Genomic DNA, 25,683 nt, shown 5'->3' with positions numbered 1-25,683 from the left:
GAGGAGAGCAGAATGGACCCTATACAGACGGCTGCCATAGCCGTACTTTTAATTATTGCTTTTATAACGGATTTGAAGCTGCAAATCATTCCGAACCGCCTTACGGCAAGCTTTTTTGCCGCCGCATTTATTTATCATACCGCTCTGAGCGGAATGGACGGAGCGGCAACGGCAGCAGCCGGTGCCGCTGCAGGCTTTGTTCCTTTGCTGCTGCTTCACCTGGCGAGAGGGATAGGTGCCGGTGATGTGAAGCTATTTGGAGCATTGGGCGCTTGGGTTGGGGTATGGACCGTTCTGGATATGATGCTGTATGCCATTTTGTATGCCGGTGTTATCGGGGTATGTCTAATTATTGTTAATCGTGCTTTTGGGAAAAGGGTTGCGGCAGGCGTAACAGCGATCCTCGTTCCTGAGGCCGGATGGAGAAAACGCCAGTGGCTGCAATGGGCGGAGTCAGGCAATAAATTTCCGTTCATGCTGGCGGTCGCTCCTGCAGCTGTTACGGTATGGTCGATGGTCAGTTAAGCCAGCTTGTTTGAAGGGAGATTGGAGAAATGCAAAGCTTTCGAATTGATTTTGAAATGAATCAGGGGCATGAGATGACGATTGATCGAGAAAGCGGCATTTGTAGAAGCGAACTGGACGAGATAGAGCTTCATATGCTTCACAGTGAGGAAATTCCTTATTTGCTGCCTGTTGATTGGTTCGAACTGGACGGCAAAGTCACCTTCCGATACAAGCTTTCAGGTATGAAAATGCTCCTTCACCGTCTGCAGCAGCAGCCGCTTACGATGGAGCAATATTATATGCTTATACTAGGTATTACGGATGCGCTTTTTGAATGCAAGCATTATATGCTAAGGCCGGAAGGCTGCCTGCTTGACGAGCAGTTTATTTTCACCTCAGAGAAGCTGCATGACATTCATCTCGCATACGTCCCTATGAAGGGAGGCACAGAAGAACAAATGATCGGAGCGGGCGACCTTTTGTCGTTGATCGTTCGTTTCACATCATATATTGATAAAATCGACGGAGAGGGTTTAAAGCGCGTGCTGCATCATTTGACCGGAAAGAGATGGCCGCTTGCAGAGCTGCGGGCGACGCTTTTAGATTTGATAGGCGAAGCTCCTGCAAAGCAGCAAAACAGAATAGAACCAACGATGCAGCATCGGGTACAACCGTCACTGCCGATTGAGCAAGTTTTTCGGCCCGTACAGCAGCAGCGAGCTGAAGAGCAAGCCGGTCCAGCGATTCTGCCGCCTCCACAGCAGCTCTTTTCGAATAAAAAAGGTGAGACTAATCGTCATTCAGCGGCTTCTGAAATTGATATGGCACGTACTTTCTCTTTAGAGGAGGCAGAGCCGGAAACGAAGAAAAAATGGATGCTGACAGCTGGACTTGTCATTGCGATTGCGTGCGTATGGCGCTTTATCCATTTCGCGGCAGCGACAAGACAAAGCCTGATGATCAGCCTGGGTATAACCTTACTTCTCCTAGTTGCTATCTTGTTTGTTTGGAGGAAAAGAGTGAGTCCGCATGCTTCCCCGGCAGAAGCGGAATCTGAGCTGGGTCAATATGAGCCCTATGAGCCTGACTCCGGAATGTTCCCGGGACTCGCAAACATATATGCAGAGCATGAGATAAACGAGGCTGCTTCAAAACGGTCATCGGATGATCTTTATGAGGCAACAACAGCTCATTCCGCAGCTGCGCTGCATGCAGCCGCCGCGAATCCCGTGTCTCCCATTGCTGAGCCGACAGTTTTGCTTGGGCGTGATCACCATGAACAGCATCCGAGCGATCCTGCCATATGGCTGCAAAGAAGCTGGGAGGGACAACATGACGAGCTGGAATTAATAGAGGGCTGCTTTATAATAGGCCGGATGGGAGACCAGATCAATTATGCGGATGCTGCTGGCGGCATATCGCGTCTTCACTTGGAGATTGAGAGCTTGAAGGGGGAGTATAGGGCGAAGGATCTTGGCTCCAGGAATGGAAGCCTGCTAAATGGTCAAACGATGATTCCTTACAAAAGCTATAAGCTTTCAATAGGCGACGTTATCCATCTAGCAGGTGCAAGAGGCCCTTCCTATGAGCTGAAATCGGGATGATAAGGCAGGCTTAGCCGCGGCCTACTAGTTCATTCATGGCGCTTTCCACTGTCGGATACCGGAAGCTAAAGCCATGCTCAAGCGCTTTGCGGGGCAGTGCGCGCTGTCCGCCTAAGAGCAGTGTTGACATCTCGCCGAACAAGGCACGCATCAGAAAGGCCGGAACCGGAAACCAGTGCGGTCTCCCCATAGCCTTGCCAATCGCGCGGCCAAAAACATCATTCGTTACCGGGTCGGGAGAGGAGCCGTTGACAGGCCCGGTTATTTGCTTGTTGTCCAAAATATATAAAATAAGCCGGATCATGTCCTCGAGATGAATCCAAGACAGCCATTGCTTACCGCTGCCGATTTTACCGCCTCCGAACAACCGGTAGGGCATGGCCATTAAAGGAAAAGCACCATCCTTCTTGTCCAATACGACGCCGACCCGAAGCTTCACTAGCCGCTCTGCCGGAATGCCGTCCGCGGCCTGCTCCCAACTCTGAATGACTTCCGACAAAAAATCAGTTACCTTAGTTGGACTTGTTTCATCGAAAATACCGTCTGCCGATATGCCGTAAGCAGAAATGCCAGATGCGTTAACGACAAGCGGCGGCTTGTGCTTAAGCGATTTAACGAGCTTAGAGATGCGGGCTGCTGCCGTTAATCTTGAATCCATAACACGCTGCTTGGCTGCTGGCGTCCAGCGCTGATTAATGGATTCACCGGTGAGATTGACAATAGCATCAATGCCTTCAAGCAAAGCGGGAGCATCATCAAGCTCGCTCCAGGTTATTTGAGTGATACCGGACTGTTTGGACTGCTCCTTCGAGCGTTGCCTTGAAATAATCCATACTTCATCATTTCTCTCCAGTAAGGCCTTCGTTAGCGCACTTCCGATAAAGCCTGTTCCGCCGGCAATCGCAACCCTCATCTCTGTTCGCTCCTTCTTTTACCCCGTTACTTGATTTCCTCGATTTTGACGAGCCAATTTTGTTTGAGGTCCGCTTCGCCTTCGATTGCTTTTTCCGTATACTCGAATTTTACTTTTGCAGCTTCCGGCAGCGCTTCTAACGTACTCATATCCTTTTCGGTTACCTGCAGGGCAATTGCCCCTGAAGCTGTTACAATTTCTATAGAGTGCGAGTCGATTAGACCGCTATAAGTGCCCTCACTGACTTTGACTGTCTCTGCCGGAGCCGGTGCCGGTTCCTCAATTGCGCCGCTGTTGCCTGCTGCATCTGCAGTCGGCTCAGGTGCTGATACATCAGGCTCAATCACACCGCTTTCTTCAGGTAATTCGCTGATAACCGGTCCTTCGTTCACTGTACCTTGCTGCTTGTTCCCAGTATTTGCATTGTTCGTGTCCGTGCCGCCGCAAGCTGATGCGGCGAGCATAACAGCTAGAAGAACTGCTCCTGCTGCAGCTGCTTTTTTGCTTCTTCTTCGCTTCGATGAGTTCGTCATAAGAACCACCTCCTGCATTTAATAACGAAATGGATTCGTATTAGGTTACACTTTTATAATAACCGGAAAATAATGATATGAAGCAAGAAACGGGCCAAGGCCGTTAACACTTGCCGAAAGTATAAATGAGCTCAAGCCGCACAGGGCGGCTCAAACTCATTTATTAAGTAGATGCTTATAGGGTCCATAGTCGATTCCCTGACGTTCAAGAAACGATACCAGGCTGCGGTAATCGCGTTTTGGAGTAGCCCGTATGTAGCCTTCGATGCAGTGCTCGCGCGTAACTGACGATGCGCCGTGTTCAATCGCCACTTGGCCGATTTTAGCTGCGATGGAATGTTTAGCTATATCACGAAAAGCGCCCGGCACCGGGGATACAAGCTCATCGAGCAGCGCTTTGGAATCGTCGCTCCACATGCTGCGGCTGCGCTCGACCCAGTAGTTTTGCCAATCGAGCTTAGACTTGCCGTCTCGCATCGGAAGCACCTTGAGGAATTTTCGAAACATGAAAAATCCGCCAATCGACATAGCCGCAACCATGACGATCGCCCAGAAAACGATAAAATACATAAACCAATCTGGCGCAACTTTCATACGTGTTTTTCACCTCAATAATGAATTATACCGTATTCCTAGATTTATTTCGACATTCCTTGTAAAATAAGGTTTGATCAACTGAAAGGGGCGTAATATTCATGTTGAAAATAGGTTCCCATGTATCATTTTCGGACAAGGGGCTGCTCACCGCAGCACAAGAAGCAGTATCTTATGGCTCAGGCACATTTATGATCTACACCGGCGCACCTCAGAACACAAGAAGGAAGCCGATCGATTCGTTATATATTGAAGAAGGCAAGTCGCTTATGGAGCAATCGGGCATCAACGAAATTGTTGTACATGCTCCTTATATTGTGAATTTAGGCTCATATAAGGATTCTACTTACGAGCTTGCAGTTTCTTTCTTACAGGAAGAAATTCGCCGGACGGACTATATTGGTGTTCGTAATATTGTCCTTCATCCGGGCGCTTATACGGATAAGGATGCCGAATATGGCATTGCGCGTATAGCGGAGGGCCTAAATGAAGTGCTCGCCGGGACGAAAGAAACGAATGTTAACATTGCGCTTGAGACGATGGCGGGCAAAGGTACCGAAATCGGCCGCAGCTTTGAAGAGCTTGCAGCCATTATGGACAAGGTTCAGGATAATCATCGCCTAACCGTATGTATGGATACTTGCCATATGCACGATGCCGGTTATGATCTAATAAATGATCTGGACGGCGTACTTGAACAGTTCGATCGTTTGGTCGGACTGGACCGCGTAGCGGTCGTTCATGTGAATGACAGCAAAAACTCGCGCGGAGCAGGCAAGGACAGGCATGCTCCGGTCGGCGCAGGCTGGCTTGGACATGAGGCGATCCAGCGGATCATCGCTCATGAAGCACTAAAGGGACGTCCTTTCATCCTGGAGACGCCGTGGATCGGCAAGGAAGACAAGACGGAGCGGCCGATGTATGAAGCGGAAATCGCTTTGCTGAGCGGCAATGGAAGAAATCGTCTAGGAGAAGCGTTTTTCGAGGACGTGGAGCGTCTTCATCATTTCTTCGGCAAGCAAGAAATCGATCCTAGATTGTTCGTGCTGTCCACATGGGAACTGCTGAAAAATGACGCGAAAGCGAAAAAAGCTGATCCGCGCGAGCCGATGGAGCGTCTGTACGACCTTGTTCTCGCAGGTAATCCATTGTCTTCCGAATTGACGGAGGAACAGATCAACCAGCGTATTACCGCTTGGTTTGGCGGTAAAGAACTGCTGGCGAGAGTGTAATATAAACTAATTCGCACATTTCATTTATATCGTTGTGAAAGGAAGTTTGAAGTCCATGTCATCTCCATCTAACCCGCCCGAAACCACAAATGATCTCGGCGGAAAAAGCGGCCGCGCGCGCATGCTTATTTCTTGTCCGGACCGCCCGGGCATCGTAGCGGCCGTATCGCATTTCCTTTATGAGCACGGAGCGAATATCGTGCAATCAGATCAATATACGATGGATCCGGAAGGCGGCATGTTTTTCATCCGCTTCGAGTTCGATCTGAACGATTTGGATAAAGAGCTTCCGGTGCTTGTGGAGGATTTTGCCAGAGTCGCTGACCGCTTCGATATGAAGTGGCATACATTCCGCGCCAGCCGTAAGAAGCGTCTTGCTGTCTTTGTATCCAAAGAGGATCATTGCTTGCTTGAGCTGTTATGGCAGTGGAAGGCCGGAGACCTTGATGCCGATATTTCGATGGTAATAAGCAATCATCAGGATATGCGGGAGCTCGTGGAGTCCTTCGGCATTGCTTATCACTATATTCCTGTTACAGCAGGCACGAAGGCTGAAGCGGAGCGCAAGCAGCTGGAGGTCGTAGCGGATAAAGCGGATATCGTTGTATTGGCGCGCTACATGCAGATCATTTCGCCAAAGTTTATCGAGCAATTTCCGAATCGGATTATTAATATCCATCACTCGTTCCTTCCGGCTTTCGTTGGCGGCAAGCCTTATGCACAGGCTTATACACGCGGCGTGAAAATTATCGGAGCAACAGCGCATTACGTGACCGAGGAATTAGACGGTGGGCCAATCATCGAGCAGGACGTTCAGCGCGTCAGCCACCGCGACAATGTGGATGATTTGAAGCGGATTGGACGGACAATTGAACGCGTTGTACTCGCCCGCGCTGTGAAATGGCATATCGAGGATCGCGTAATCGTGCACCATAATAAGACGGTTGTATTCAACTAAATATATTTTTATGCGAAAAATCAATTTTTTTTGTTTTTTTTTTTGTTTTTTTGTTTTTGTGATGGAAAACAAGTATACAGAATGATACAATATTCAAAGTTATTGCGTTCTGGTATGGCGCTGTATCGTAATTGAGAAACCTTATAACGATACGAACTTAGACTAGATTAGAAATTAGGAGGAAATTGGAATGACTGTTACACAAAAATCGGTTGAACAGCTTTCTATCGATACGATCCGTACACTCGCGATCGATTCCATCGAGAAAGCGAAATCAGGTCACCCTGGTATGCCAATGGGCGCTGCTCCAATGGGCTATCAGCTGTTTGCAAAAAACATGAAGCACAACCCGTCGAACCCGACTTGGGTTAACCGCGACCGTTTCGTTTTGTCTGCGGGTCACGGCTCGATGCTGCTCTACAGTCTTCTTCACCTATCCGGCTATGACTTGCCGCTTGAAGAGCTGAAAAACTTCCGTCAATGGGGCTCCCTGACACCGGGACATCCTGAATATGGCCACACGGCTGGCGTTGACGCAACGACTGGTCCGCTTGGACAAGGTATTGCTATGGCTGTCGGTATGGCGATCGCGGAAGCTCAGCTTGGAGCGACTTACAATAAAGAAGGCCACGATATTATCAATCACTTCACGTACTCCATTTGCGGCGACGGCGACTTGATGGAAGGCATCTCTCACGAGGCTGCTTCTTTCGCAGGTCATTTGCAGCTTGGCAAATTGGTTGTCCTATATGATTCCAACGATATCTCGCTTGACGGCGAGCTGAGCCTTTCGTATTCCGAGAGCGTTCAAAAACGTTTTGAAGGCTACGGCTGGCAAGTGCTCCGCGTAGAGGACGGTAACGACCTCGATGCCCTTTCCAAAGCAGTTGCTGAGGCGCAAGCGGATCTGTCCAAACCGACTTTGATCGAAGTGAAAACAGTTATCGGTTACGGCAGCCCGAACAAAGGCGGTAAAGGCGGACATGCAGGTCCTCACGGATCACCGCTTGGCGTTGAAGAAACAAAATTGACGAAGCAAGCTTATGGCTGGTCGGAAGATCACCAATTCCACGTGCCTGACGAAGTTCGCGCTCATTTCGCAGAAGTGAAAAGCAGCGGCGAGCAAGCGAACGCACAATGGAATGCTAACTTTGCAGCATATAAAGAAGCTTTCCCTGAGCTTGCGGCTCAGTTCGAGCTTGCGATCTCCGGCGCATTGCCAGAGGGCTGGGATGCTGACCTTCCTGCATACACAACTGCAGACAACGCAGTCTCGACCCGCGTAGCTTCAGGTAACGCGCTTAACGGACTTGCGAAAAACGTGCCAACTATTTTCGGCGGATCCGCTGACTTGGAAAGCTCGACAATGACTCACCTGAAAGGTTTGGCTCAATTCAAACCAGGCAGCTACGATGGCCGCAACCTTTACTACGGCGTTCGTGAATTCGGAATGGCTGCTGCAATGAACGGTATTGCGCTCCACAGCGGCTTGAAAGTATTCGGCGGTACGTTCTTCGTATTTACGGATTACCTGCGCCCTGCTGTTCGTCTTGCCGCTCTGATGAAGCTGCCAGTCGTTTATGTATTGACGCATGACAGTATCGCGGTTGGCGAAGACGGTCCTACGCATGAGCCTATCGAGCAGCTTGCTTCGATCCGCATCATTCCAGACCTGACGGTTATTCGTCCGGCTGACGCTAACGAAACTTCCGCTGCATGGGCATATGCTGTTGAAAACACAGGCCAACCGGTAGCGCTTGTTCTGACTCGTCAAAACCTGCCTATCCTTGAAGGCACTGTTAACGGCGTTCAAGAAAACCTGCGCCGCGGCGCATACGTTGTATCTGATGCAGCTGGCGGCAAGCCGCAAGCGCAAATTCTTGCAACAGGCTCTGAAGTTCAACTGGCAGTAGCTGCTCAAAAAGCTTTGGCGGAAGAGGGCATTCAAGTACGTGTCGTAAGCATGCCAAGCTGGGATTTGTTCGAGAAGCAATCGAAGGAATACAAAAATTCCGTCATTCTTCCTGAAGTTAAAGCCCGCCTTGCAATCGAAATGGCTCATCCATTCGGCTGGGAGCGTTACACAGGAGACCAAGGCGATATTCTTGCTATCGACCGTTTCGGCGCATCCGCACCTGGCGATCGCGTAATCAAAGAGTATGGCTTCACGGTTGAGAACGTTGTGAGCAAAGTGAAAGCATTGCTGTAATAACGCATCTAAGCTTAGCATCCGATAGATAAGGGAGATAACGGCTACCATGTCTCAATTCGATAATGTATCAATCGTCAAGAAGGCTAACGTCTACTTCGACGGTAAAGTAACGAGCCGCGCTGTATTGTTCGCGGACGGCACCAAAAAAACACTCGGCATCATGCTGCCGGGCGACTATGAGTTTGGAACGGACTGCCTCGAAATCATGGAGATTTTGGCTGGCGATTTGAAAGTGCTGCTCCCGGGCGAAACGGAGTGGCTGCACATTCAAGGCGAAGGCGAATTCAAAGTGCCTGCGAACACAAAGTTCAAGCTTCAGGTTGCTGAAGTAACGGACTACTGCTGTTCGTACATTTACGAGTAATCGTTTCTTTTATAGTTAAGAGAAGGCTTTCCTGCTTAGGCGATCATTCGCCTGCAGGAGGGCCTTTTTTTTGTCTGTCCATAATTCCCTAAAATCGTGCTACCAATCTTAAAACATTGTTATATAAGGGCTATGCACAGACGGGCTACAATTAGTTCTGTAATCGCTAACATAGACAGAACGTAAAGGGTGAAAGGGGGAGAACCTATTGAAACAACGAATTGCACGGAGGTGGAATTTCAAGCTTACCTGGCCGCTGCATGTCATGCTTGTGCCGGGAATTGTGCTCGTCCTTATCTTCTCATACTTGCCGATGCTGGGCCTTGTCATGGCCTTTCAGGACTTCCAGCCGCAGCTTGGTTTTTTCCGCTCCGACTGGATCGGGCTTGAAAATTTTAAGCTCATGTTCGAATATCCGGATGCCAGACAGGTCATATGGAACACCTTGCTTATCGCAGTCATCAAAATAGCGGCTCACCTGATTGTGCCGCTGGTGTTCGCGCTTCTGCTTAACGAGGTGCGCAAAATGGTGTTTAAGCGGTTTGTGCAGACATTCGTTTACTTGCCGCATTTTCTGTCCTGGGTCATTCTCGGGGGGATCTTGTTGGACATGCTGTCGACCGATGGCGGGCTTGTGAATCAGACGCTGGGCTGGCTCGGCATTGAGCCGATCTTTTTCCTCGGCAACGGTGACTGGTTCCGGTTTACGGTCATCGTCAGCGATGTGTGGAAGGACTTTGGCTTCTCTACCATCATCTTTCTTGCAGCCCTTTCCGGCATAAATCCTGATTTTTACGAGGCAGCGCTTATTGACGGAGCAAATCGCTGGCAGCAGACTTTGTCGATCACGATTCCGTCACTCATTCCGATTACGATTGTTGTCGCGACACTGTCTCTCGGAAATATTTTGAACGCAGGCTTTGATCAAATTTTCAATCTGTACAATCCGCTGGTTTATGAAAAAGGAGATATTATCGACACCTATGTGTATCGCGTAGGCCTAATCGGCGGCGACTTCGGTTTTGGTACCGCAGTAGGCGTGTTCAAGTCACTTGTCAGCTTCATTCTGATCGTCATCTCATACCGGCTCGCCTATAAGCTGGCCAATTACCGCATCTTCTGAAAGGGGGGAGTCAGATGCATCACCGCTCGTTAACTTATCGTATTTTCTCAGTAGGAAATGGCGTATTTCTAGCGCTTCTGTCATTCCTTTGTATCGCTCCTCTTCTTCACGTGCTCGCGGTATCATTCAGCTCCTCGGCGGCTGCGGATGCGAACGTTGTGAAGCTGTGGCCGGTTGGATTTTCATTCGAAGCCTACAAGGTGACTTTAACCAATATGCATTTCGTAGGCTCCTTCATTAACTCTATTATGCGGACGGTGATCGGTACGACCATTGCCGTAGGCTTATCCGTTCTGATCGGCTATTCACTGTCCAAGGAGACAAATGAGTTTAAAGGACGCAATCTGTATGCGTGGTTCTTCGTCTTCACGATGCTGTTCAGCGGCGGGCTCATTCCCGGATATATGGTCGTTCAGAAGCTGGGTTTGCTGAACTCCATCTGGGCGCTCGTGCTTCCGGGGGCGGTCAGCGTGTATAATACAATCTTGTTGATGAATTTCTTTCGAACCTCGGTGCCGAAGGCGCTGGAGGAAGCTGCGTTTATTGATGGGGCGGGACATTTCCGGGCACTGTGGAAAATTTACCTGCCGATCTCGCTGCCATCCCTCGCCACGATCTCATTATTCACGATGGTGGGGCACTGGAACGCATGGTTCGACGGCCTTATTTATATGACGCAAACGGAGAAATATCCGATGTCGACTTTGCTGCAGACGCTCGTCGTACAGCGCGATCTGAGCAGCATGAGCGTCAATGCGGACGAGATGAAGGAGCTTTCGAACCGGACAGTCAAGACGGCGCAAATTTTTATCGCTACGCTGCCGATTATTGCCGTCTATCCTTTTTTGCAAAAGTTTTTCGTCAAAGGAATCGTGCTTGGCTCCGTGAAGGAGTAATGATTGCTAACAATCGAACGATGTTAAGGGGGAACTCATTTTGAATAAACGATGGATCAAGCTTATCGCTTTAATGACGTCGCTCGTTATTTGCATAGGACTGTTAGGCGCTTGTGCAGCTTCAAATACGAACGGCGGTAATGCAGGCGAGCCTGCAGCCGATCCCGGGAAGCAGGCTGCTGTAGAGAGCACGATTGAGGCCGGAAAGTTCAGCGAGCCGGTCAAAATGGATATCGTTCGTCAAATGACAAGCGACGTTAAGTTTCGCGATGGGGAGGACATTAACAATAACCCGCATGTAGCCTGGGCGAAAGAGACGTTTAATATCGATCTGAATTATGTATGGACGGCTGACAGCAGCTCGATCGATACGAAAATCAGGCTGCTGCTGTCAGCGAATGAAGACCTGCCGGACGTTGTTCAATACCGCGGCTCGCAGGATGTCATCGACGCGCTGATCGACTCGGGTAAATTTGTCGAGGTTGGCGATTTGTTTGATAAATACGCCAGCGATGCTTATAAATCTGCAATGGCAGAGGATGCGAGCGTCTGGAACCCGTACGTCCGCGACGGCAAGAAATATGCGATCCCTGTTCTCGACTACTCAAACAATAACGATACGGTTCTCTGGATCAGAGACGACTGGATGAAGAAGTTTAATTTGCAGCCGCCTGCTACGATCGAAGACATGGAGAAAATGATGGATTTGTTCGTCAATCAGGATCCGGACGGAAACGGCAAGAAGGATACGGTAGGGCTCGCTGTCGGCTTGAAAAACGGAATGAATACATGGGGACTTGCGGATGCGGACTTCCTCTTCGGTGCTTACGGCGTGATGCCTGCGCAGTGGAATGCGGACAAAGAGGGCAAGCTGGCCTACGGTTCGATTCAACCGGCTGTGAAAACGGTGCTAGCCAAGCTTAAGGATTGGATGGATAAGGGTTACATTCATAAGGAAGCCGGTCTTCACGACGAGGGCAAGGCTGCCGAGTTGTTTTCCTCAGCCAAAGCAGGCATCGTAGCGGCGCCATACTGGGCTGGTGGCTGGCCGCTGCCGGCCGTTAAGGAAGTTGACAAAAACGCGGACTACAGCGCTTATCCGCTTCCGGCGGGACCGGAAGGGCATATTGGCCGCAGTCAGTCGGGCGTGAGCAACGGGGTTATTTTGATCAACAAAAATTACGAGCATCCGGAAGCGTTCTTCCTCTACGCTAACTATCTTTATGAAAATCAAGGCAATCCGCAGGCGGGAAGCCCGCTTGAATACGGCTTTAAAGAGGGTTATGATTACTTGATCAAAGACGGGAAGCCGACTTGGGATTCTAAGCTGTTCCCTGAAGACAAGCCGACCATGAATTTGGGCAAATACACGCTGCTGTTCGATGGCGCCCGTATACCTTCGCTCGTTATGAAGACGATGAACGATTTAGACAGCGGCAAGGAACCGGCTACCGCTTTCGAGAAAAAATCGGCGATGGATTTGGATAAAAACATTCATGCAGGCGCCGTTAACTTTAGCCAGATTGAGTATGCGATGCCGAATTTGTACAATGGCTCACCTACGAAAACTTATAAGAAGCGTTGGGATTTTCTGAACAAGAGCGAGAAGGAAACGTTCAACAAGATCATCTATGGCGAAAGTCCGATCGACGCGTTCGATACGTTCGTGGCCCAGTGGAAATCTTCCGGCGGAGATACGATCACGGAAGAAGTCAACGCGTGGTACGATTCGGTAAAAGCCAATTAATAAGCGACATCGGATTCAAGGACGGCACCCGTTCCTCCTAAAGGGGAATAGGTGCTTTTCCTTGTCGGAAAGGGCGGTACTGCCTAATGGAAAAATCGAATATTTTCAAAAAAATATTGGCCATTATGGGACTGCTGCTCATTCCGTTCGTGGCGCTTTATACGTATTCCAATCAAGTCAGCGTCAAAGTCGTGCAAGAGGAAATTCAGCAAAATAACCGCAACAGGCTCTCCTTCCTCGTCCAGCAGCTCGAAGATAAATTCGATCAGTTTATGACCTCTGTCAACAATTTGGGCATTGAGCCTAGGGTCAAATCTTTTATCGCGATGGATGAGAAGTCCAGCAGTTATGCTACCTTCCAGCTCAAGCTGGAGCTGCAGGAGGAGCTGGAGAGACGGAGCAAGACAGGCGGCTGGTCTCATTCGTATACGCTTTATGCGCCGCTATCGGACCAGGTCGTCAGCACCCACGGTTCGCTAACCTTTAAGAAGCTGTTTCGCGACGAGATGGTGAACAAGCCTATCGAAGCTTTCAAATGGAGTTTCGAGCCAATGGCCAATTCCCGTGTTCCAGACTCGTTCGTATTTCGTACGGTAGAGCCGCTATCGGCTTATGATCATACGGAGGATGCGGATCTGATCGGCGAAATTCGGGTGGATATCAAAGATATCGGGGAGATGCTGACTGCGTTTAAGTCGGACAGCTCGGGAGATCCGTTTCTGTATCATCCGGATTACGCTCCGATCGTGACCCGTACTGCGAATATGGACCGGATCGGAGAACTTATTCCTTTATTTGCGGAGAAAAGCGGGCTGACACAGGAGCAGGGTACGTTTATTACAGCGCTGCAGGACGAACGCTATATGGTTAATTACATCAAATCGGATACGATCGGCTGGTATTTAATCGAATACGTGCCGCTTGAAAGCATATTGTATCCGATTACGTCCAGCCGCAACTGGTTTTGGTTGTCGATGAGCGTAATTGCAATGGTTAGTGTTTTGGCTGCTTTCCTGCTTTATCGAAATGTTCAGGTACCTATACGCGAGCTGTTCCTGGCTGCTAAGAGGCTGCGGATGGGCGATTATACGGTGCGTGTCGACAGCGGAAAGCGGGATGAATTCGGTTATTTATTCGACCAGTTCAATCTGATGAGCGAACAGATTCAAGATCTTATCGACCGCGTATACGAGGAGAAGCTGCGATCCAGAGAAGCGACGTTAAAGCAGCTTCAATCGCAGATCAATCCTCACTTTTTGTACAATTGCTTGTTCTTTATGAAAAATATGACGCGGCTCGGCGAGAAAGAGGCTGTCATGGCGATGGCGGTTAAGCTGGGCGAGTATTATCGCTATACGACGCATGTAGATCAGCAGGATACGATTGTCAGGGATGAAATCAAGCTAATCGGCAATTATTTATCGATTCAAAACATGCGAATGAATCGGATACATTTCGATATCGATATCCCTCAGCAGATGGAGGAGCTTACGCTGCCGCGCCTGCTGCTTCAGCCGATTGTCGAGAATGCGATCATTCACGGCATTGAGCAGAAGGAGGACGCCGGGTTGATTACTATCAAAGGCATGTCTAACGCAGACGAATTTGTCATTATGGTCGATGATGACGGCATCGGCATGAGCGCGGAAGAGCTCGTCAAGCTGAGAGAAACGATAAGCCTGCCGGGCGAGGTGGATGGAAGCTGCGGCTTGCGCAACGTCCATCAGCGGCTAGTCCATAAGTACGATGACGGTTCGGGACTGGAGCTTGAGCATTCCCCTGCCGGCGGCTTGAGAGTGATCGTACGGTGGAAGGAGGGGGAAGGGCATGTACGAAATATTGATCGTTGATGACGAAAGGTCGGTTGTTGAAGGGGTTGCCGCGACCCTGCCGTGCGATGATCTGAAAATCGCTATGGTTCACAAGGCCTTTTCTGTAACGGACGCACTTGCCATTATGAGGAGGCATCCAGTCGATCTCGTTATTACGGACATCCGGATGCCCGGTATTTCCGGACTGGAGCTTATGGATAAGATTCATGAGGCGTCACCGTCTACACAGTGCATTTTATTGACGGGCCATGCCGAGTTTGAATATGCCAAGCGGGCGATCTCTGGCGGAGCATCCGACTACCTGCTGAAGCCGGTTAATGATGATGACCTGATTCAAGCCGTCGATAAGGCGCTGGGTACTGTCCGGAAAGAGTGGGAGGAGCTTGTCTCCCGCGACAACACGCTGAAAACTATGCGGGATAATTTGCCGCTGTTGCGAAGGGATTTGCTGATCGAGCTGCTTCAGGGGCATACGGACTCAGCAGATGCGCTAGCCGATAAGCTGTCGCAGTTTATGCTGCCATTCTCGCACAATGATGCTGTCGCTTTACTGCTGATCAGGCTGGAGGAGCCGTTCGTTCATTATGCCTATAAGGACCGGACGCTTCTTGAATACGCCGTCAGCAATGTTGCGGAGGAGGTGCTGCGGGAGTTCTGTCAGGTATGGGTCTGCAAGGAAGCGCATGGTTATTTGGCGTTTGCGGTAAAAAGAACCGATCAGGCGAAATTGCAGGTTATGTCAAAATCCGCTGCGCGGGAACAGCTGGAACGTCTTGGCCAGCTGATTCAGCGCCAAGTCGAAACCTTTTTGAAGGGCGCGATATCGATTGCAATCGGTGAAGAAGGGGCGTTTCCCCAGCATCTTGCCGTCTCTTACAGCAGCGCTCTCGCCGCATTTCGCAAGCATATCGGGAGAAGCAAGGGCTACCTGCTGCCGCTGGGAGAACATACAGAGAAAACGGCCGTACAAACGCTCAGGCAGCTGTATGAACCGCCGACGCTGCAGGATTTGCTGGAGGCGGGACGCTGGGATGCGTTCGAGAGCAAGCTAGCGCTAATATTCGAGGAGCTTGAGACGGAGTTCAGCGATTCTGCCGAGCATGCCTTCGAGTCGTTCTGTGCCGTGACTGGCGCATTAACCTATATCGCTCACAAGAGCGGATTCGGCTTATTTGATTTTCTGGATCCCGGCGAGCGGGCGTCGCTTACCTTCGAATCGTTCGAGACGTTCGGGCAGCTGCGGGACGGGCTGTTCCGCTTATCGGCGCTTATGCGCGCATCGCTTGAGAGAGAGGCGGCAGACGGCCATTCCAAGCTGATTTACAAGGTACAGCGATTTATCGAGGAGCAGTTGGACAAGCCGATCTCGCTGCAGATGATAGCGGAGCGCGTTCATCTGCATCCCGTGTACGTATCGCAAATGTACAAAACGGTAACAGGAGAAAGTTTGACCGACTATATGCTGCGCATACGGATGGAGAAATCAGCTTATTTGCTGAAGACAACCAGTCTTAAAATATACGAAATCGGAAATAGATTCAGCTATCAGAACGCGCCGTATTTCATTAAGCAATTTAAGAAGGTGTACGGCATGACGCCTCAAGAATATAGGGATCAGCATTCCGTTTAACCGGGAGAGGATGAATAGGATGGGGAACGAAGCAACGATTCATAGTGGCACTGTATGGAGGGATACGGAAGGGGAGCCGATTAGGGCTCATGGAGGCTGGATGCTCCAGCAGGAAGGATATTATTATTGGTTCGGGGAGGATCGGACAGCCGGCAGGAAAGTATCCTGCTACCGCTCAAGCGATCTTTGCCATTGGGAGAACCGGGGAGCGGTTCTGACGCTTGAGTCCAAGGTACAGCCGGTATATTACCGGACCTCGCTGGAGCTCTGCCCCACTGATACGACGGACAAAGGCTGCGGCCAAGGGGCTGTTATCGAGCGGCCCAAGGTACTGTACAACGAGCGGACAGGCAAATTTGTTATGTGGATGCACTGGGAAAATGACCGCAATTACAGCGATGCCCGTTGTGCGGTAGCTACTTGCGATACAATAGACGGCGACTATGTCTATCATGGCAGCTTTAATCCGATCGGGCATATGTCGAGAGATTGCACCGTATTCCAGGATGACGACGGTACCGCTTATTTTATTTCGGCTGCCAGGGACAATGCCGATCTGCTGGTTTATCGCCTATCGGATGATTATTTGAGCGTGGATGAGCTGGTTAAAACATTGTGGCCGGGGCAGTACCGGGAAGCGCCTGCCGTTGTGAAACGTAACGGTATCTATTTCCTGGTTACTTCGGCTTGTACGGGCTGGCTGCCGAATCAGGGAGCCTACGCTTATTCCGATAGCCTGACAGGCAGATGGTCGCAGCTCTTGCCGTTTGGCGATTCCACGACCTACGATACGCAGCCGGCTTTCATTTTGCCGCTGCAATCGCAAGGAGAGACAAAATATTTGTACGTGGGAGACCGCTGGGATCCGTCTAGCTATCATAATTCCTCTTATGTGTTTTTGCCGCTTAGCTTCCCATCGGATAAGCAATTGAAAGTGGAATGGGCGGACAGGTTAACAATAGATCCCGTTAATGGCTCCATTAAGACAGAGCTGCGGCAGAGCGGACTGCACCGAATCAAAAGCAGCGGAGCGGAGCGGTATTTGGCAGCTCGGCAAACAAAAGGCGAGACTGCCGGCGTAATCGGCAGCGTGCTGGCTTATTCCGCTGATGATCAGAAATGGATCGTAGAGCAGACTGAAGAAGCAGGTTATGTTCGGTTCAGGAGCAGGACAGACGGCCGATGCTTAGCTGTTCCGATAACTGCTGCCGGGGAGCGGCTGTGCAAGGAGCAAGTTCTGCTGGAGCAACAGGGCAACTCCTGCTGCAGTGAGTGGGCGCTGGAGGATGCGGATGCTGATAGCAGAGTGCGGATTCGCAACCGTACGACAGGGAAAGTGCTGACCCTGAGCGATGGAAAGGGAGAAGAGCGGCAAGCCGCGTACCTTTATGTAACGGATGAGGCAGAGCACGACCCGCGTAAAGGACGCGATCCGCAGCGATTCGAAGTATTAAACGTATATTAGGAAACGGCCCGCAGCGATGCCGCCGCAGGAAAGCTTCTATCGAGGCTTTCCTGCGGCGGTTTTTTTGTATGGATGCGATATAGCGGAAAATTCGATTTTTCGTGACATATGCGCCTCAAATCAAATTGATTTGGACTATGCAAATCGGATAAGGTTAATAGAGAAAAGTGCTCTTGTCTACACTTTGGCGCGCTTATTAGGAGGTTATGTGTTGAAGGAAAAAAACGTTGGGCCCCTTATTGCGATTTTGTCGTTGGTCTTGGTAGCGATCATTACGGTTCTGTTCTTTCTGCCGGCTTATGACGGTGAGATTGGATTCGATGTTACGATATTGCCGCTGCTCAATGCGATTTTCAATTGCTTCACCTTTATTTCGCTCGTTGTTGCGTTGGCTGCGATTTTGAAAAAGAACATCCGTCTGCACCGTGCTTTCATCGGGGCGGCTTTCACTTCGACGACGCTGTTTCTTGTTTCCTATGTCACCTATCATTATTTGACGGAATCAACGAAATACGGCGGAGAGGGCGTGCTGCGCTCGGTCTATTTCTTCATTCTGCTCACACATATTCTGCTCGCGATCGTTGTAGTTCCGCTTGCATTGCTGTCCGCCGTCCGCGGCCTGCAAATGAAGCTGGACAAGCACCGTAAAATCGCGAGATGGACGATGCCGATCTGGCTTTATGTCAGCTTTACAGGCGTTGTCGTTTACCTGATGATTTCTCCGTACTACTGATTCCTGTTTCTTAAATATGCAATAAGGGGCAGTCCGCCGTCTATAACGATGGACTGCCCCTTTAGTCAAATAAGCTGCTAGTGTAAATTATCGGAGCGACCGCTGAGCTTGCGGCCAATCCATTGCTCGTAAGCTTGGCCTACACTGGACATGTCAAGATCGCTAAGTCCTAATGATTCGCCGATCTGAAATAGGCTCTTAGTCGCTTCGAGCATCGGAGCAGGCACATGCAGACTGTCCGCTAGAACAGAGGATAGTCGCAGGTCTTTCAACATAAGCTCAAGCGAAAATTGAACGTCAAAGTTGCCCTCAAGCAGCTTGGCCCCCTTCATCTCGGCCGCTTTGCTTGCTGCGCCGCCGGATTGAACGAGCTCTAAAAACGCGCTGCCGTCAATGCCGCCGCTTGCTGCGATGGCCATGCCCTCGGCAAGCGCCACCACGTTAATGCCGACGATCGTATTATGGGCGAGCTTTGCGATTGAGCCGCTGCCATTAGGCCCCATAGGGATTACCTTGCGACCCATAGCGAGCAGGACATCCTCGACGCCGTTCAGCGCCTTGGCAGGACCGCCAACCATAAATACGAGCGTGCCGCCCTCGGCAGCCGGCTTGCTGCCTGTTACCGGCGCATCAAGAAACGAAACGCCGATGCTTGCAGCAGCATTTGCTAATTCCTTGGCAAGCGTTGGAGAGATGGTGCTGCAGTCAACTAGCGTGATGCCGCTGCGGGCACCGGCAAAAATACCATTGTCGCCCCAATAAACGTCATGTATTGCTTTATCGTTGCTGATCATCGTAAAGACAACGTCGGCTGCTTGTGCGATTGCGGATGGCGATTCAAGCTCCGTGGCGCCAAGTGCCAGCAATGAGCCCGCTTTGCCCGGGGTCCGGTTATAGACGGCTACCTCGTAGCCGTTCTTCAGCAAATTAGCTGCCATTCCTAAGCCCATCACGCCCAATCCGATAAAACCGATCTTTTTCATTTCCATTTCCTCCGCTCCAGATAAGCTTTTTACACGATTATACATGCTCTTCATCAATATTTCATCGTTTGTATGCTTGTGTTTGTAGTTTAAATCCGATATCCTAGAGGCAAAGTTGAAAATAGTTATCATTATGTTTGTACATACTATCGCATCAGCTGCTTATCGAACAAGAGCGTAAGCTTTCGAAGCAATCATGCTTCACAAAAATTTTAGGGGGTATTTGTTTCCATGAGCAAAACAGTTAAGTTTGACTATACCAAAGCGCTGACTTTCGTCGGCAAGCATGAAATTGATTATTTGGCGGAACCGGTTCGCCTCGCCCATGAGCAATTACATAACGGAACGGGAATAGGCTCGGATTATCTTGGCTGGATCGACCTTCCGACTAATTACGATAAAGAAGAATTCGCACGCATTCAGAAAGCTGCTGACAAGATCAAATCGGATTCCGAAGTGCTGATCGTGATCGGCATCGGCGGTTCCTATCTTGGCGCGCGCGCTGCAATCGAAATGCTGTCGCACTCATTCTATAACATTTTGCCGAAAGAGCAGCGCAAAACGCCGCAAGTATTGTTCGCCGGCAACAACATCAGCTCGACTTATGTGACTCATCTTCTGCAATTGGTTGAAGGCCGCGACTGGTCAATCAACGTAATCTCGAAATCGGGCACAACGACTGAGCCTGCAATCGCCTTCCGCGTATTCCGCGCAGCGCTTGAGAAGCAATACGGCAAAGAAGAAGCCCGCAAACGCATTTACGCGACAACAGACAGCGAGAAGGGCGCGCTTAAGAAGCTTTCCACAGAGGAAGGCTATGAATCGTTCATTATTCCTGACGATGTTGGCGGTCGTTACTCCGTGCTTACAGCGGTAGGCTTGCTGCCGATCGCAGCTGCAGGAATCAACATTGAATCGATCATGCAGGGCGCTGCGGACGCGTCCAAAGAATACAGCAACCCTAACCTTGCCGAGAATGAGGCTTACCAATACGCGGCGGCCCGCAACGCGCTGTACCGTAAAGGCAAAGCAACGGAAATTCTCGTGAACTACGAGCCGTCGCTGCATTTCGTATCCGAGTGGTGGAAGCAGCTGTTCGGCGAAAGCGAAGGCAAAGATTTTAAAGGCATTTTCCCGGCGGCAGTAGATTTCTCGACCGATTTGCACTCGATGGGCCAGTTTATCCAAGAGGGTAACCGGAACATTTTTGAAACGGTCATTCAAGTGAATGAAGTGGCTGAGCATATCTCGATCGAGCACGACGAGGCGGATCTTGACGGTCTGAACTTCCTGACAGGCAAAACAATGGACTTCGTTAATAAGAAAGCATTCGAAGGAACGCTTCTTGCTCATACGGACGGACAAGTTCCGAACCTGATCGTTAACATTGCCGACATGACGCCTTACACATTCGGATACCTTGTTTATTTCTTCGAAAAAGCTTGCGGAATCAGCGGATACCTGCTTGGCGTTAACCCATTCGACCAACCGGGCGTTGAGGCATACAAAAAGAACATGTTCGCTTTGCTCGGCAAGCCGGGCTTCGAGAAAGAAAAAGCCGAGCTGGAAGCAAGGCTGTAATAAACCGGCTTGACCGGTGTACGGGAGTCATAGCTTATGCTTGAGAGGTATAAGACGGTCAGGCGGCAGGCCAGCGCAGAGATCGTGATCAAGAAGTCCCGTTTCATCGGATATGCAAAGCCTGTGGAGTCTGAAGAAGAAGCCGCTCTTTTCATTCAAGAGATCAAGCAGCTGCATAAGCAGGCGACGCATAACTGCTCGGCCTACATCGTTGGCGAACGCGATCAATTCCAGAAGGCGTCCGATGACGGTGAGCCAAGCGGTACGGCGGGCAAGCCAATTCTCGAGGTTATTAAGCATAAGGGGCTGAAAAATGTCGCCGTCGTCGTGACGCGGTATTTTGGCGGCATTATGCTTGGAGCCGGCGGACTCGTCCGGGCTTACACCGACGGCGCGGTTGCCGGAATCGAGGCGGCCGATGAAATCGTCAACGTGCTTCATCGCGAAGTATTCGTTGATGTGGACTATACATGGTACGGCAAGCTGGAAAATGTGCTGCATGGCAAAGGTACACGAGTGGGCGGAACGGATTTTACGGATCGCGTCACGGTGCGCTGCTTGCCGGAGGCTCCTGAAGCAGATGCGTTTATAACGTGGATAACCGATCTGACACAAGGACAAGCTATCATTACTGAAGGCGACAATGTCTACTATATCGAAGGTGAATAAGAAGATGAGGAGTATCGGCGTTAAGCTGATCTCCTCTCTTTTTGTACATGGAGATGCCTATAAAAGGATTCAGCATAAGAAATAGCAATGAAAGCGATCAGCTTTTCTAAATTTAGCATTGACTTAATCCCAGTCTGGATGCTACATTATTAATACCTAGTAACTTAATAGGAATTATGTTTTTACTTGTTTAGCTTAGTTATACCTACGGCACGAGCCGATGGTCTGGAGGTAAAGTCACAGTGAATGCTTTGTTTCGCGGAAAAGGGTGGAGCTTCGGTTTTCGAAGCGCCATAATGCTTTATTTTGTCATCCTAATCGTTCTACCGATCGTCGGCATTTATACGCAATCATTCTCGCTTGGATGGACCCCTTTCTGGGAAAGCGTGTCGGATCCATTAGCTTGGAAAGCTGTGCTGCTTACGGTGAAATTGGCGCTTATCGCTACGATTCTCAACATGTTTCTTGGCACGATGATCGGCTGGGTGCTTATTCGTTACCGGTTCCCGGGACGGCGCTTGCTCAACAGCCTTGTCGATTTGCCGTTTGCACTGCCTACGGCAGTAGGCGGCCTTATGATTTTGCTGCTGCTTGGACCTAATAGTCTAGTAGGGGGCTTGGCAGAGAAGCTCGGTATCGAGATCGTGTTCCATGAGCCGGCGATAATAGTCGCAATGTTGTTCGTTACGTTTCCTTTCGTTATTCGCGCTATTCAGCCGCTGCTGGAGGAAATGGACAAATCGGAGGAAGAAGCGGCTTATACGCTGGGCGCTACCCGCGCGAAGACGTTTTTCAGCGTTATATTTCCGACGATGCTGCCGGGAATTATGAGCGGAGCGATGCTTGCGTTCTCCCGCGCTCTTGCGGAGTTCGGTGCAGTCGTGCTCGTAGCCGGCAATATTCCGGGCAAAACATTAATTGCTTCCGTTTATATTTTCGGAGAAATCGAAAGCAGCAATCCTCAGGGAGCGGCTGCTGTATCGGTGCTGCTTCTGACGCTATCCTTCCTCATCTTATGGACGGTTAACCTCATTCAAGGCAGGAGGAGCGACCAATGATGAGAAGAATATGGATTACGCTAACTTATATTGTATTTTCATTGCTGCTGATTGCGCCGCTTATCAAAATATTTACCGGTTCGTGGGCGGACGGCTGGAGCGGATTTATCGAAGGCATTACACGGCCCCAGTCGCTGCATGCGTTAATGATGACGGGAATTATCGTAGTTGTCGTTACGGGCTTGAATACGGTGTTTGGCATTATGCTTGCGATGTATCTCGTGCGTGCCGAATGGATCGGACGGCGGATGAAGCGTCTGCTCAATAGCTTAGTTGATTTGCCGTTTGCGGTATCGCCGGTTATCGGCGGTCTGATGATCGTGCTTATTTTGGGCCCGAATACGATCATCGGCACTTTGTTTGAGGACGCAGGGTTCAAAATCGTATATGCGCTGCCCGGGATGATTCTCGCGACTTTGTTCGTAACGTTCCCGCTTATGGTGCGTGAGGTTATGCCGGTGCTTCAGGAGATCGGGGCGCAGCAGGAGGAAGCGGCTTCTACGCTTGGCGCTTATTCCTGGTATACGTTTTGGAAAGTGACTTGGCCGTCTATAAGGTGGGGCGTCATTTATGGCATTGTATTGACTGTAGCGCGGTCGCTCGGTGAATTCGGAGCCGTGCTCGTCGTATCGGGCAATATTATGAACAAAACGCAAACCGCTACAACGCTCGTTTATCAGGATGTCGAAAATTTTAATGTGGTTGCCGCGAACGGCGTAGCCCTTGTCCTGGCGGCATTTTCCGTAGGATTGCTGCTGCTGATGGAATGGGCGAAAAAACGAAAGGAAGTGCATTAAGCCATGCATATTGAAGTACGGAACTTAAACAAAAACTTTGGCGATTTTCATGCGGTGAGAGATGTTAGCTTTGAAATCGAAAAAGGTCATCTGATCGGCTTGCTCGGCCCGAGCGGCGGCGGTAAAACGTCCATACTTCGTATGCTAGCGGGACTGGAGTCTCCTTCCTCGGGCGATATTCTTTTTCACGGCAAACGGGTTAATGATTTGCCGCCGCAGGAGCGGGGAATTGGCTTCGTGTTTCAGAACTATGCTTTGTTCAAGCATATGACCGTATATGATAACATCGCTTTCGGCCTAAAGGTGAAAAAGCAGTCGAAAGAGTATATTCGCGAGCGTGTTATGTACCTGGTGGAGCTTACAGGTCTGAAGGGCTTCGAGCATCGCTATGCGCACCAGCTGTCCGGAGGACAACGCCAGCGCGTTGCCTTCGCCAGAGCGCTTGCGCCAGAACCGCAGCTGCTTCTGCTCGATGAGCCGTTCGCTGCTATCGATGCCAAGATCCGTACGGAGCTTCGGACTTGGCTGAAGGATATGATCGAGCGTGTCGGCATCACCTCGATCTTCGTTACGCATGACCAGGAGGAAGCGATCGAAGTAGCCGACGAAATTATGATTATAAGCAAGGGCAGGCTGGAGCAAAAGGGCAGCCCGTGGGATATTTATAAAAGTCCGGAGACGCCGTTTGTCGCGAGCTTCATTGGCGAATCGACAATCGTGGACAACATTGCGCAGCTCAAAGGCTTTGAGGATGCGGCAAGCCGTCCCGGCACCAAAGCACTCATTCGTCCGGAATATATTGAGATCGGCAAGCCGGGCGAAATCAAGCTGGCTTCCGCTACGCTCCCCGGGAAAGTGAAGCATTTGCATTTCCGCGGCAGCGAGTGGATGGTCGAGCTGCTCGTTGGCGATACGAAGCTGATCACGTACCGTTCGCTTGAGAAGGAAGTGCTGCATCCTGGCGATCAGGTAAGCGTGCTTGTGCACCGTGCTTATTTGTTCAATGATAACGAGAGCTGGATTGCGGAAAATAAATTGAAGGTCGATCCTATGCCTATTCATATTTAACCAATAAGCTACGTAGAAAGAGTTGTATGCAAACATGAAAATCAATCGAGCAACAAGTCAGCGCATGTTCGTGCTGCTGCTTGCTGCAGTTATGCTGCTTGTTGCGGCGGGCTGCGGCAAAGAGGAGCATCCGGCTAACAATGCGGCTGGGTCTACCGTACAAGACGGCGATGTAACACTTGTAATCGGTGCATATTCGGTGGTCAAGGACGCTTTCGCAGATCTGCTGCCTGCGTTCCAGGCCTACTGGCTGCAGGAGACGGGTCAAAAGGTAACCTTCCAGGAATCGTATGAGGCTTCAGGTACGCAGGCTCGTGCGATAGCCGGTGGTTTCGAAGCGGATGTCGCGATACTCGCGATGGAAGGCGATTTAGACAAAATAGCCGATGCCGGTTTTATTACGCATGATTGGAAGGCTCAGCGTAATAAAGGGATGATTACGAACTCGATCGTCGTCTTAGGAACCCGCGCCGGCAATCCTCTCGGGATCAAGGACTGGAATGATTTGACCCGCGATGGCGTTAAGGTGCTGTATCCGAATCCGAAGACCTCCGGCGGCGCGCAGTGGGATATCAATGCCATTTATGGCGCTGGACTGAAGCAATCCGAAGAGAAGAACGGTACGAAGGATGCTGCCTATGCCAAAAGCTTCCTTAAAGCGGTTCACGCTAACGTGGAATCGCTCGACAAGAGCGGACGCGCATCGATGGCTGCTTTCGAGTACGGTGTAGGCGATGTCATTGTTACTTATGAGAATGAGCTGCTCGCCAGAAAGAAGAAGGGCGTCGATTACGATATCGTCGTGCCGAAGAGCACCATTCTGATCGAGAATCCGGCGGCTGTAGTCGATAAAAATGCAGATAAGCATGGCTCCCGCAAAGTTGCCGAAGCTTTTATCGCCTATTTGCACAGCGCTGAAGCGCAGCGTTTGTTCGTCGAGCATGGCTTCCGCTCAGTCGACGAGAAGGTTGCCGCAGATTCGAAGGATCGCTTCGAGGTGCCGGAAGGCCTGTTCGACATCTCGTACCTGGGCGGCTGGTCCGAGGTCAGAAAAAACCTTTATTCGAAGAAAGGTGTCTGGTATCAGGTTTTGGCGGATATTTAAAATAACGGAACAAGCTTAAGAAACGAATTGAAAACCTCTGTTCCATGCGGCCCGTCATTTGAGTGAGGCGCATGGAACA

General features: G+C 50.3%; 23 protein-coding genes. 19 read left to right on the top strand and 4 right to left on the bottom strand.

Annotated elements, in window-relative coordinates; all coding sequences use genetic code 11:
• Window positions 1-12: 12 nt before the first annotated feature.
• Both AC0YNZ_RS18670 and AC0YNZ_RS18665 read left to right on the top strand, forming a co-directional pair.
• The gene (locus AC0YNZ_RS18670; RefSeq protein ID WP_475828040.1) at window positions 13-525 is read left to right on the top strand and encodes an A24 family peptidase; all 513 of its coding nucleotides are present in this window, start codon (window positions 13-15) and stop codon (window positions 523-525) included.
• A gap of 29 nt (window positions 526-554) precedes the next feature.
• The gene (locus tag AC0YNZ_RS18665) at window positions 555-2,111 is read left to right on the top strand and encodes a DUF6382 domain-containing protein (protein ID WP_475828039.1); all 1,557 of its coding nucleotides are present in this window, start codon (window positions 555-557) and stop codon (window positions 2,109-2,111) included.
• 10 nt (window positions 2,112-2,121) lie between these two features.
• On the opposite strand, the gene AC0YNZ_RS18660 is transcribed toward AC0YNZ_RS18665, so the two are convergent.
• From AC0YNZ_RS18660 to AC0YNZ_RS18650, 3 genes are all read right to left on the bottom strand, one after another.
• A complete protein-coding gene (locus tag AC0YNZ_RS18660; RefSeq protein WP_475828038.1) occupies window positions 2,122-3,024 on the bottom strand; it encodes a TIGR01777 family oxidoreductase in 903 nt (300 codons plus the stop codon).
• 26 nt (window positions 3,025-3,050) lie between these two features.
• Entirely contained in the window at window positions 3,051-3,557 is a 507-nt protein-coding gene (locus AC0YNZ_RS18655) for a hypothetical protein (protein ID WP_475828037.1), read from the bottom strand.
• A 156-nt stretch (window positions 3,558-3,713) separates the two neighbouring features.
• A complete protein-coding gene (locus AC0YNZ_RS18650) occupies window positions 3,714-4,151 on the bottom strand; it encodes a DUF2621 domain-containing protein (protein WP_475828036.1) in 438 nt (145 codons plus the stop codon).
• A gap of 101 nt (window positions 4,152-4,252) precedes the next feature.
• Here AC0YNZ_RS18650 and AC0YNZ_RS18645 point away from each other — a divergent pair, with 101 nt between their 5' ends.
• The 11 genes from AC0YNZ_RS18645 (at window position 4,253) to AC0YNZ_RS18595 (ending at window position 18,343) form a co-directional block, all read left to right on the top strand.
• Window positions 4,253-5,383 carry a deoxyribonuclease IV gene (locus tag AC0YNZ_RS18645; RefSeq protein ID WP_110773406.1) on the top strand — a complete coding sequence of 377 codons (1,131 nt, stop codon included), beginning with the start codon at window positions 4,253-4,255 and terminating at the stop codon, window positions 5,381-5,383.
• A 55-nt stretch (window positions 5,384-5,438) separates the two neighbouring features.
• Complete coding sequence (gene purU, locus AC0YNZ_RS18640; protein WP_475828035.1) at window positions 5,439-6,341, top strand: formyltetrahydrofolate deformylase; 903 nt, start codon at window positions 5,439-5,441, stop codon at window positions 6,339-6,341.
• 190 nt (window positions 6,342-6,531) lie between these two features.
• Window positions 6,532-8,550, top strand: coding sequence for a transketolase (gene tkt, locus AC0YNZ_RS18635; protein WP_110773404.1), 2,019 nt, complete (start codon window positions 6,532-6,534; stop codon window positions 8,548-8,550).
• A 49-nt stretch (window positions 8,551-8,599) separates the two neighbouring features.
• A complete protein-coding gene (ppnP, locus tag AC0YNZ_RS18630; protein WP_056630549.1) occupies window positions 8,600-8,917 on the top strand; it encodes a pyrimidine/purine nucleoside phosphorylase in 318 nt (105 codons plus the stop codon).
• Between the two features lie 265 nt (window positions 8,918-9,182).
• The gene (locus tag AC0YNZ_RS18625) at window positions 9,183-10,040 is read left to right on the top strand and encodes an ABC transporter permease (protein WP_475828123.1); all 858 of its coding nucleotides are present in this window, start codon (window positions 9,183-9,185) and stop codon (window positions 10,038-10,040) included.
• Window positions 10,041-10,054: 14 nt separating this feature from the next.
• Complete coding sequence (locus tag AC0YNZ_RS18620; protein ID WP_475828034.1) at window positions 10,055-10,936, top strand: carbohydrate ABC transporter permease; 882 nt, start codon at window positions 10,055-10,057, stop codon at window positions 10,934-10,936.
• Window positions 10,937-10,976: 40 nt separating this feature from the next.
• Window positions 10,977-12,683 carry an extracellular solute-binding protein gene (locus tag AC0YNZ_RS18615; RefSeq protein WP_475828033.1) on the top strand — a complete coding sequence of 569 codons (1,707 nt, stop codon included), beginning with the start codon at window positions 10,977-10,979 and terminating at the stop codon, window positions 12,681-12,683.
• Window positions 12,684-12,769: 86 nt separating this feature from the next.
• Window positions 12,770-14,533, top strand: a complete 1,764-nt coding sequence (locus AC0YNZ_RS18610; protein ID WP_475828032.1) for a cache domain-containing sensor histidine kinase — start codon at window positions 12,770-12,772, stop codon at window positions 14,531-14,533.
• Window positions 14,511-16,145 carry a response regulator gene (locus tag AC0YNZ_RS18605; RefSeq protein WP_475828031.1) on the top strand — a complete coding sequence of 545 codons (1,635 nt, stop codon included), beginning with the start codon at window positions 14,511-14,513 and terminating at the stop codon, window positions 16,143-16,145. The genes AC0YNZ_RS18610 and AC0YNZ_RS18605 overlap by 23 nt, the downstream gene beginning before the upstream one ends.
• Before the next feature lie 19 nt (window positions 16,146-16,164).
• Window positions 16,165-17,610, top strand: coding sequence for a family 43 glycosylhydrolase (locus AC0YNZ_RS18600; RefSeq protein ID WP_475828030.1), 1,446 nt, complete (start codon window positions 16,165-16,167; stop codon window positions 17,608-17,610).
• A 208-nt stretch (window positions 17,611-17,818) separates the two neighbouring features.
• Entirely contained in the window at window positions 17,819-18,343 is a 525-nt protein-coding gene (locus AC0YNZ_RS18595; protein WP_475828029.1) for a DUF420 domain-containing protein, read from the top strand.
• 77 nt (window positions 18,344-18,420) lie between these two features.
• Here the strand turns inward: AC0YNZ_RS18595 and AC0YNZ_RS18590 are convergent, their stop codons facing one another.
• Window positions 18,421-19,371 (bottom strand): NAD(P)-dependent oxidoreductase, encoded by a 951-nt coding sequence (locus AC0YNZ_RS18590; protein WP_475828122.1) that lies wholly within the window; start codon window positions 19,369-19,371, stop codon window positions 18,421-18,423.
• Window positions 19,372-19,557: 186 nt separating this feature from the next.
• Between AC0YNZ_RS18590 and AC0YNZ_RS18585 the strand changes: the two genes are divergently transcribed.
• The 6 genes from AC0YNZ_RS18585 (at window position 19,558) to AC0YNZ_RS18560 (ending at window position 25,604) form a co-directional block, all read left to right on the top strand.
• Window positions 19,558-20,907, top strand: coding sequence for a glucose-6-phosphate isomerase (locus AC0YNZ_RS18585; protein ID WP_110773398.1), 1,350 nt, complete (start codon window positions 19,558-19,560; stop codon window positions 20,905-20,907).
• 36 nt (window positions 20,908-20,943) lie between these two features.
• Complete coding sequence (locus tag AC0YNZ_RS18580; protein WP_110773397.1) at window positions 20,944-21,576, top strand: YigZ family protein; 633 nt, start codon at window positions 20,944-20,946, stop codon at window positions 21,574-21,576.
• Between the two features lie 296 nt (window positions 21,577-21,872).
• Complete coding sequence (gene cysT, locus AC0YNZ_RS18575; RefSeq protein WP_475828121.1) at window positions 21,873-22,634, top strand: sulfate ABC transporter permease subunit CysT; 762 nt, start codon at window positions 21,873-21,875, stop codon at window positions 22,632-22,634.
• A complete protein-coding gene (locus tag AC0YNZ_RS18570) occupies window positions 22,634-23,431 on the top strand; it encodes a sulfate ABC transporter permease (protein ID WP_475828120.1) in 798 nt (265 codons plus the stop codon). The genes cysT and AC0YNZ_RS18570 overlap by 1 nt, the downstream gene beginning before the upstream one ends.
• Before the next feature lie 3 nt (window positions 23,432-23,434).
• Window positions 23,435-24,499 carry a sulfate/molybdate ABC transporter ATP-binding protein gene (locus AC0YNZ_RS18565; RefSeq protein WP_475828028.1) on the top strand — a complete coding sequence of 355 codons (1,065 nt, stop codon included), beginning with the start codon at window positions 23,435-23,437 and terminating at the stop codon, window positions 24,497-24,499.
• A 34-nt stretch (window positions 24,500-24,533) separates the two neighbouring features.
• The gene (locus AC0YNZ_RS18560) at window positions 24,534-25,604 is read left to right on the top strand and encodes a sulfate ABC transporter substrate-binding protein (protein ID WP_475828027.1); all 1,071 of its coding nucleotides are present in this window, start codon (window positions 24,534-24,536) and stop codon (window positions 25,602-25,604) included.
• The last annotated feature ends 79 nt before the right edge of the window (window positions 25,605-25,683 follow it).

The organism is Paenibacillus sp. J2L1-98, assembly GCF_056269405.1.
This window is presented reverse-complemented; position numbering and strand designations above follow the sequence as displayed.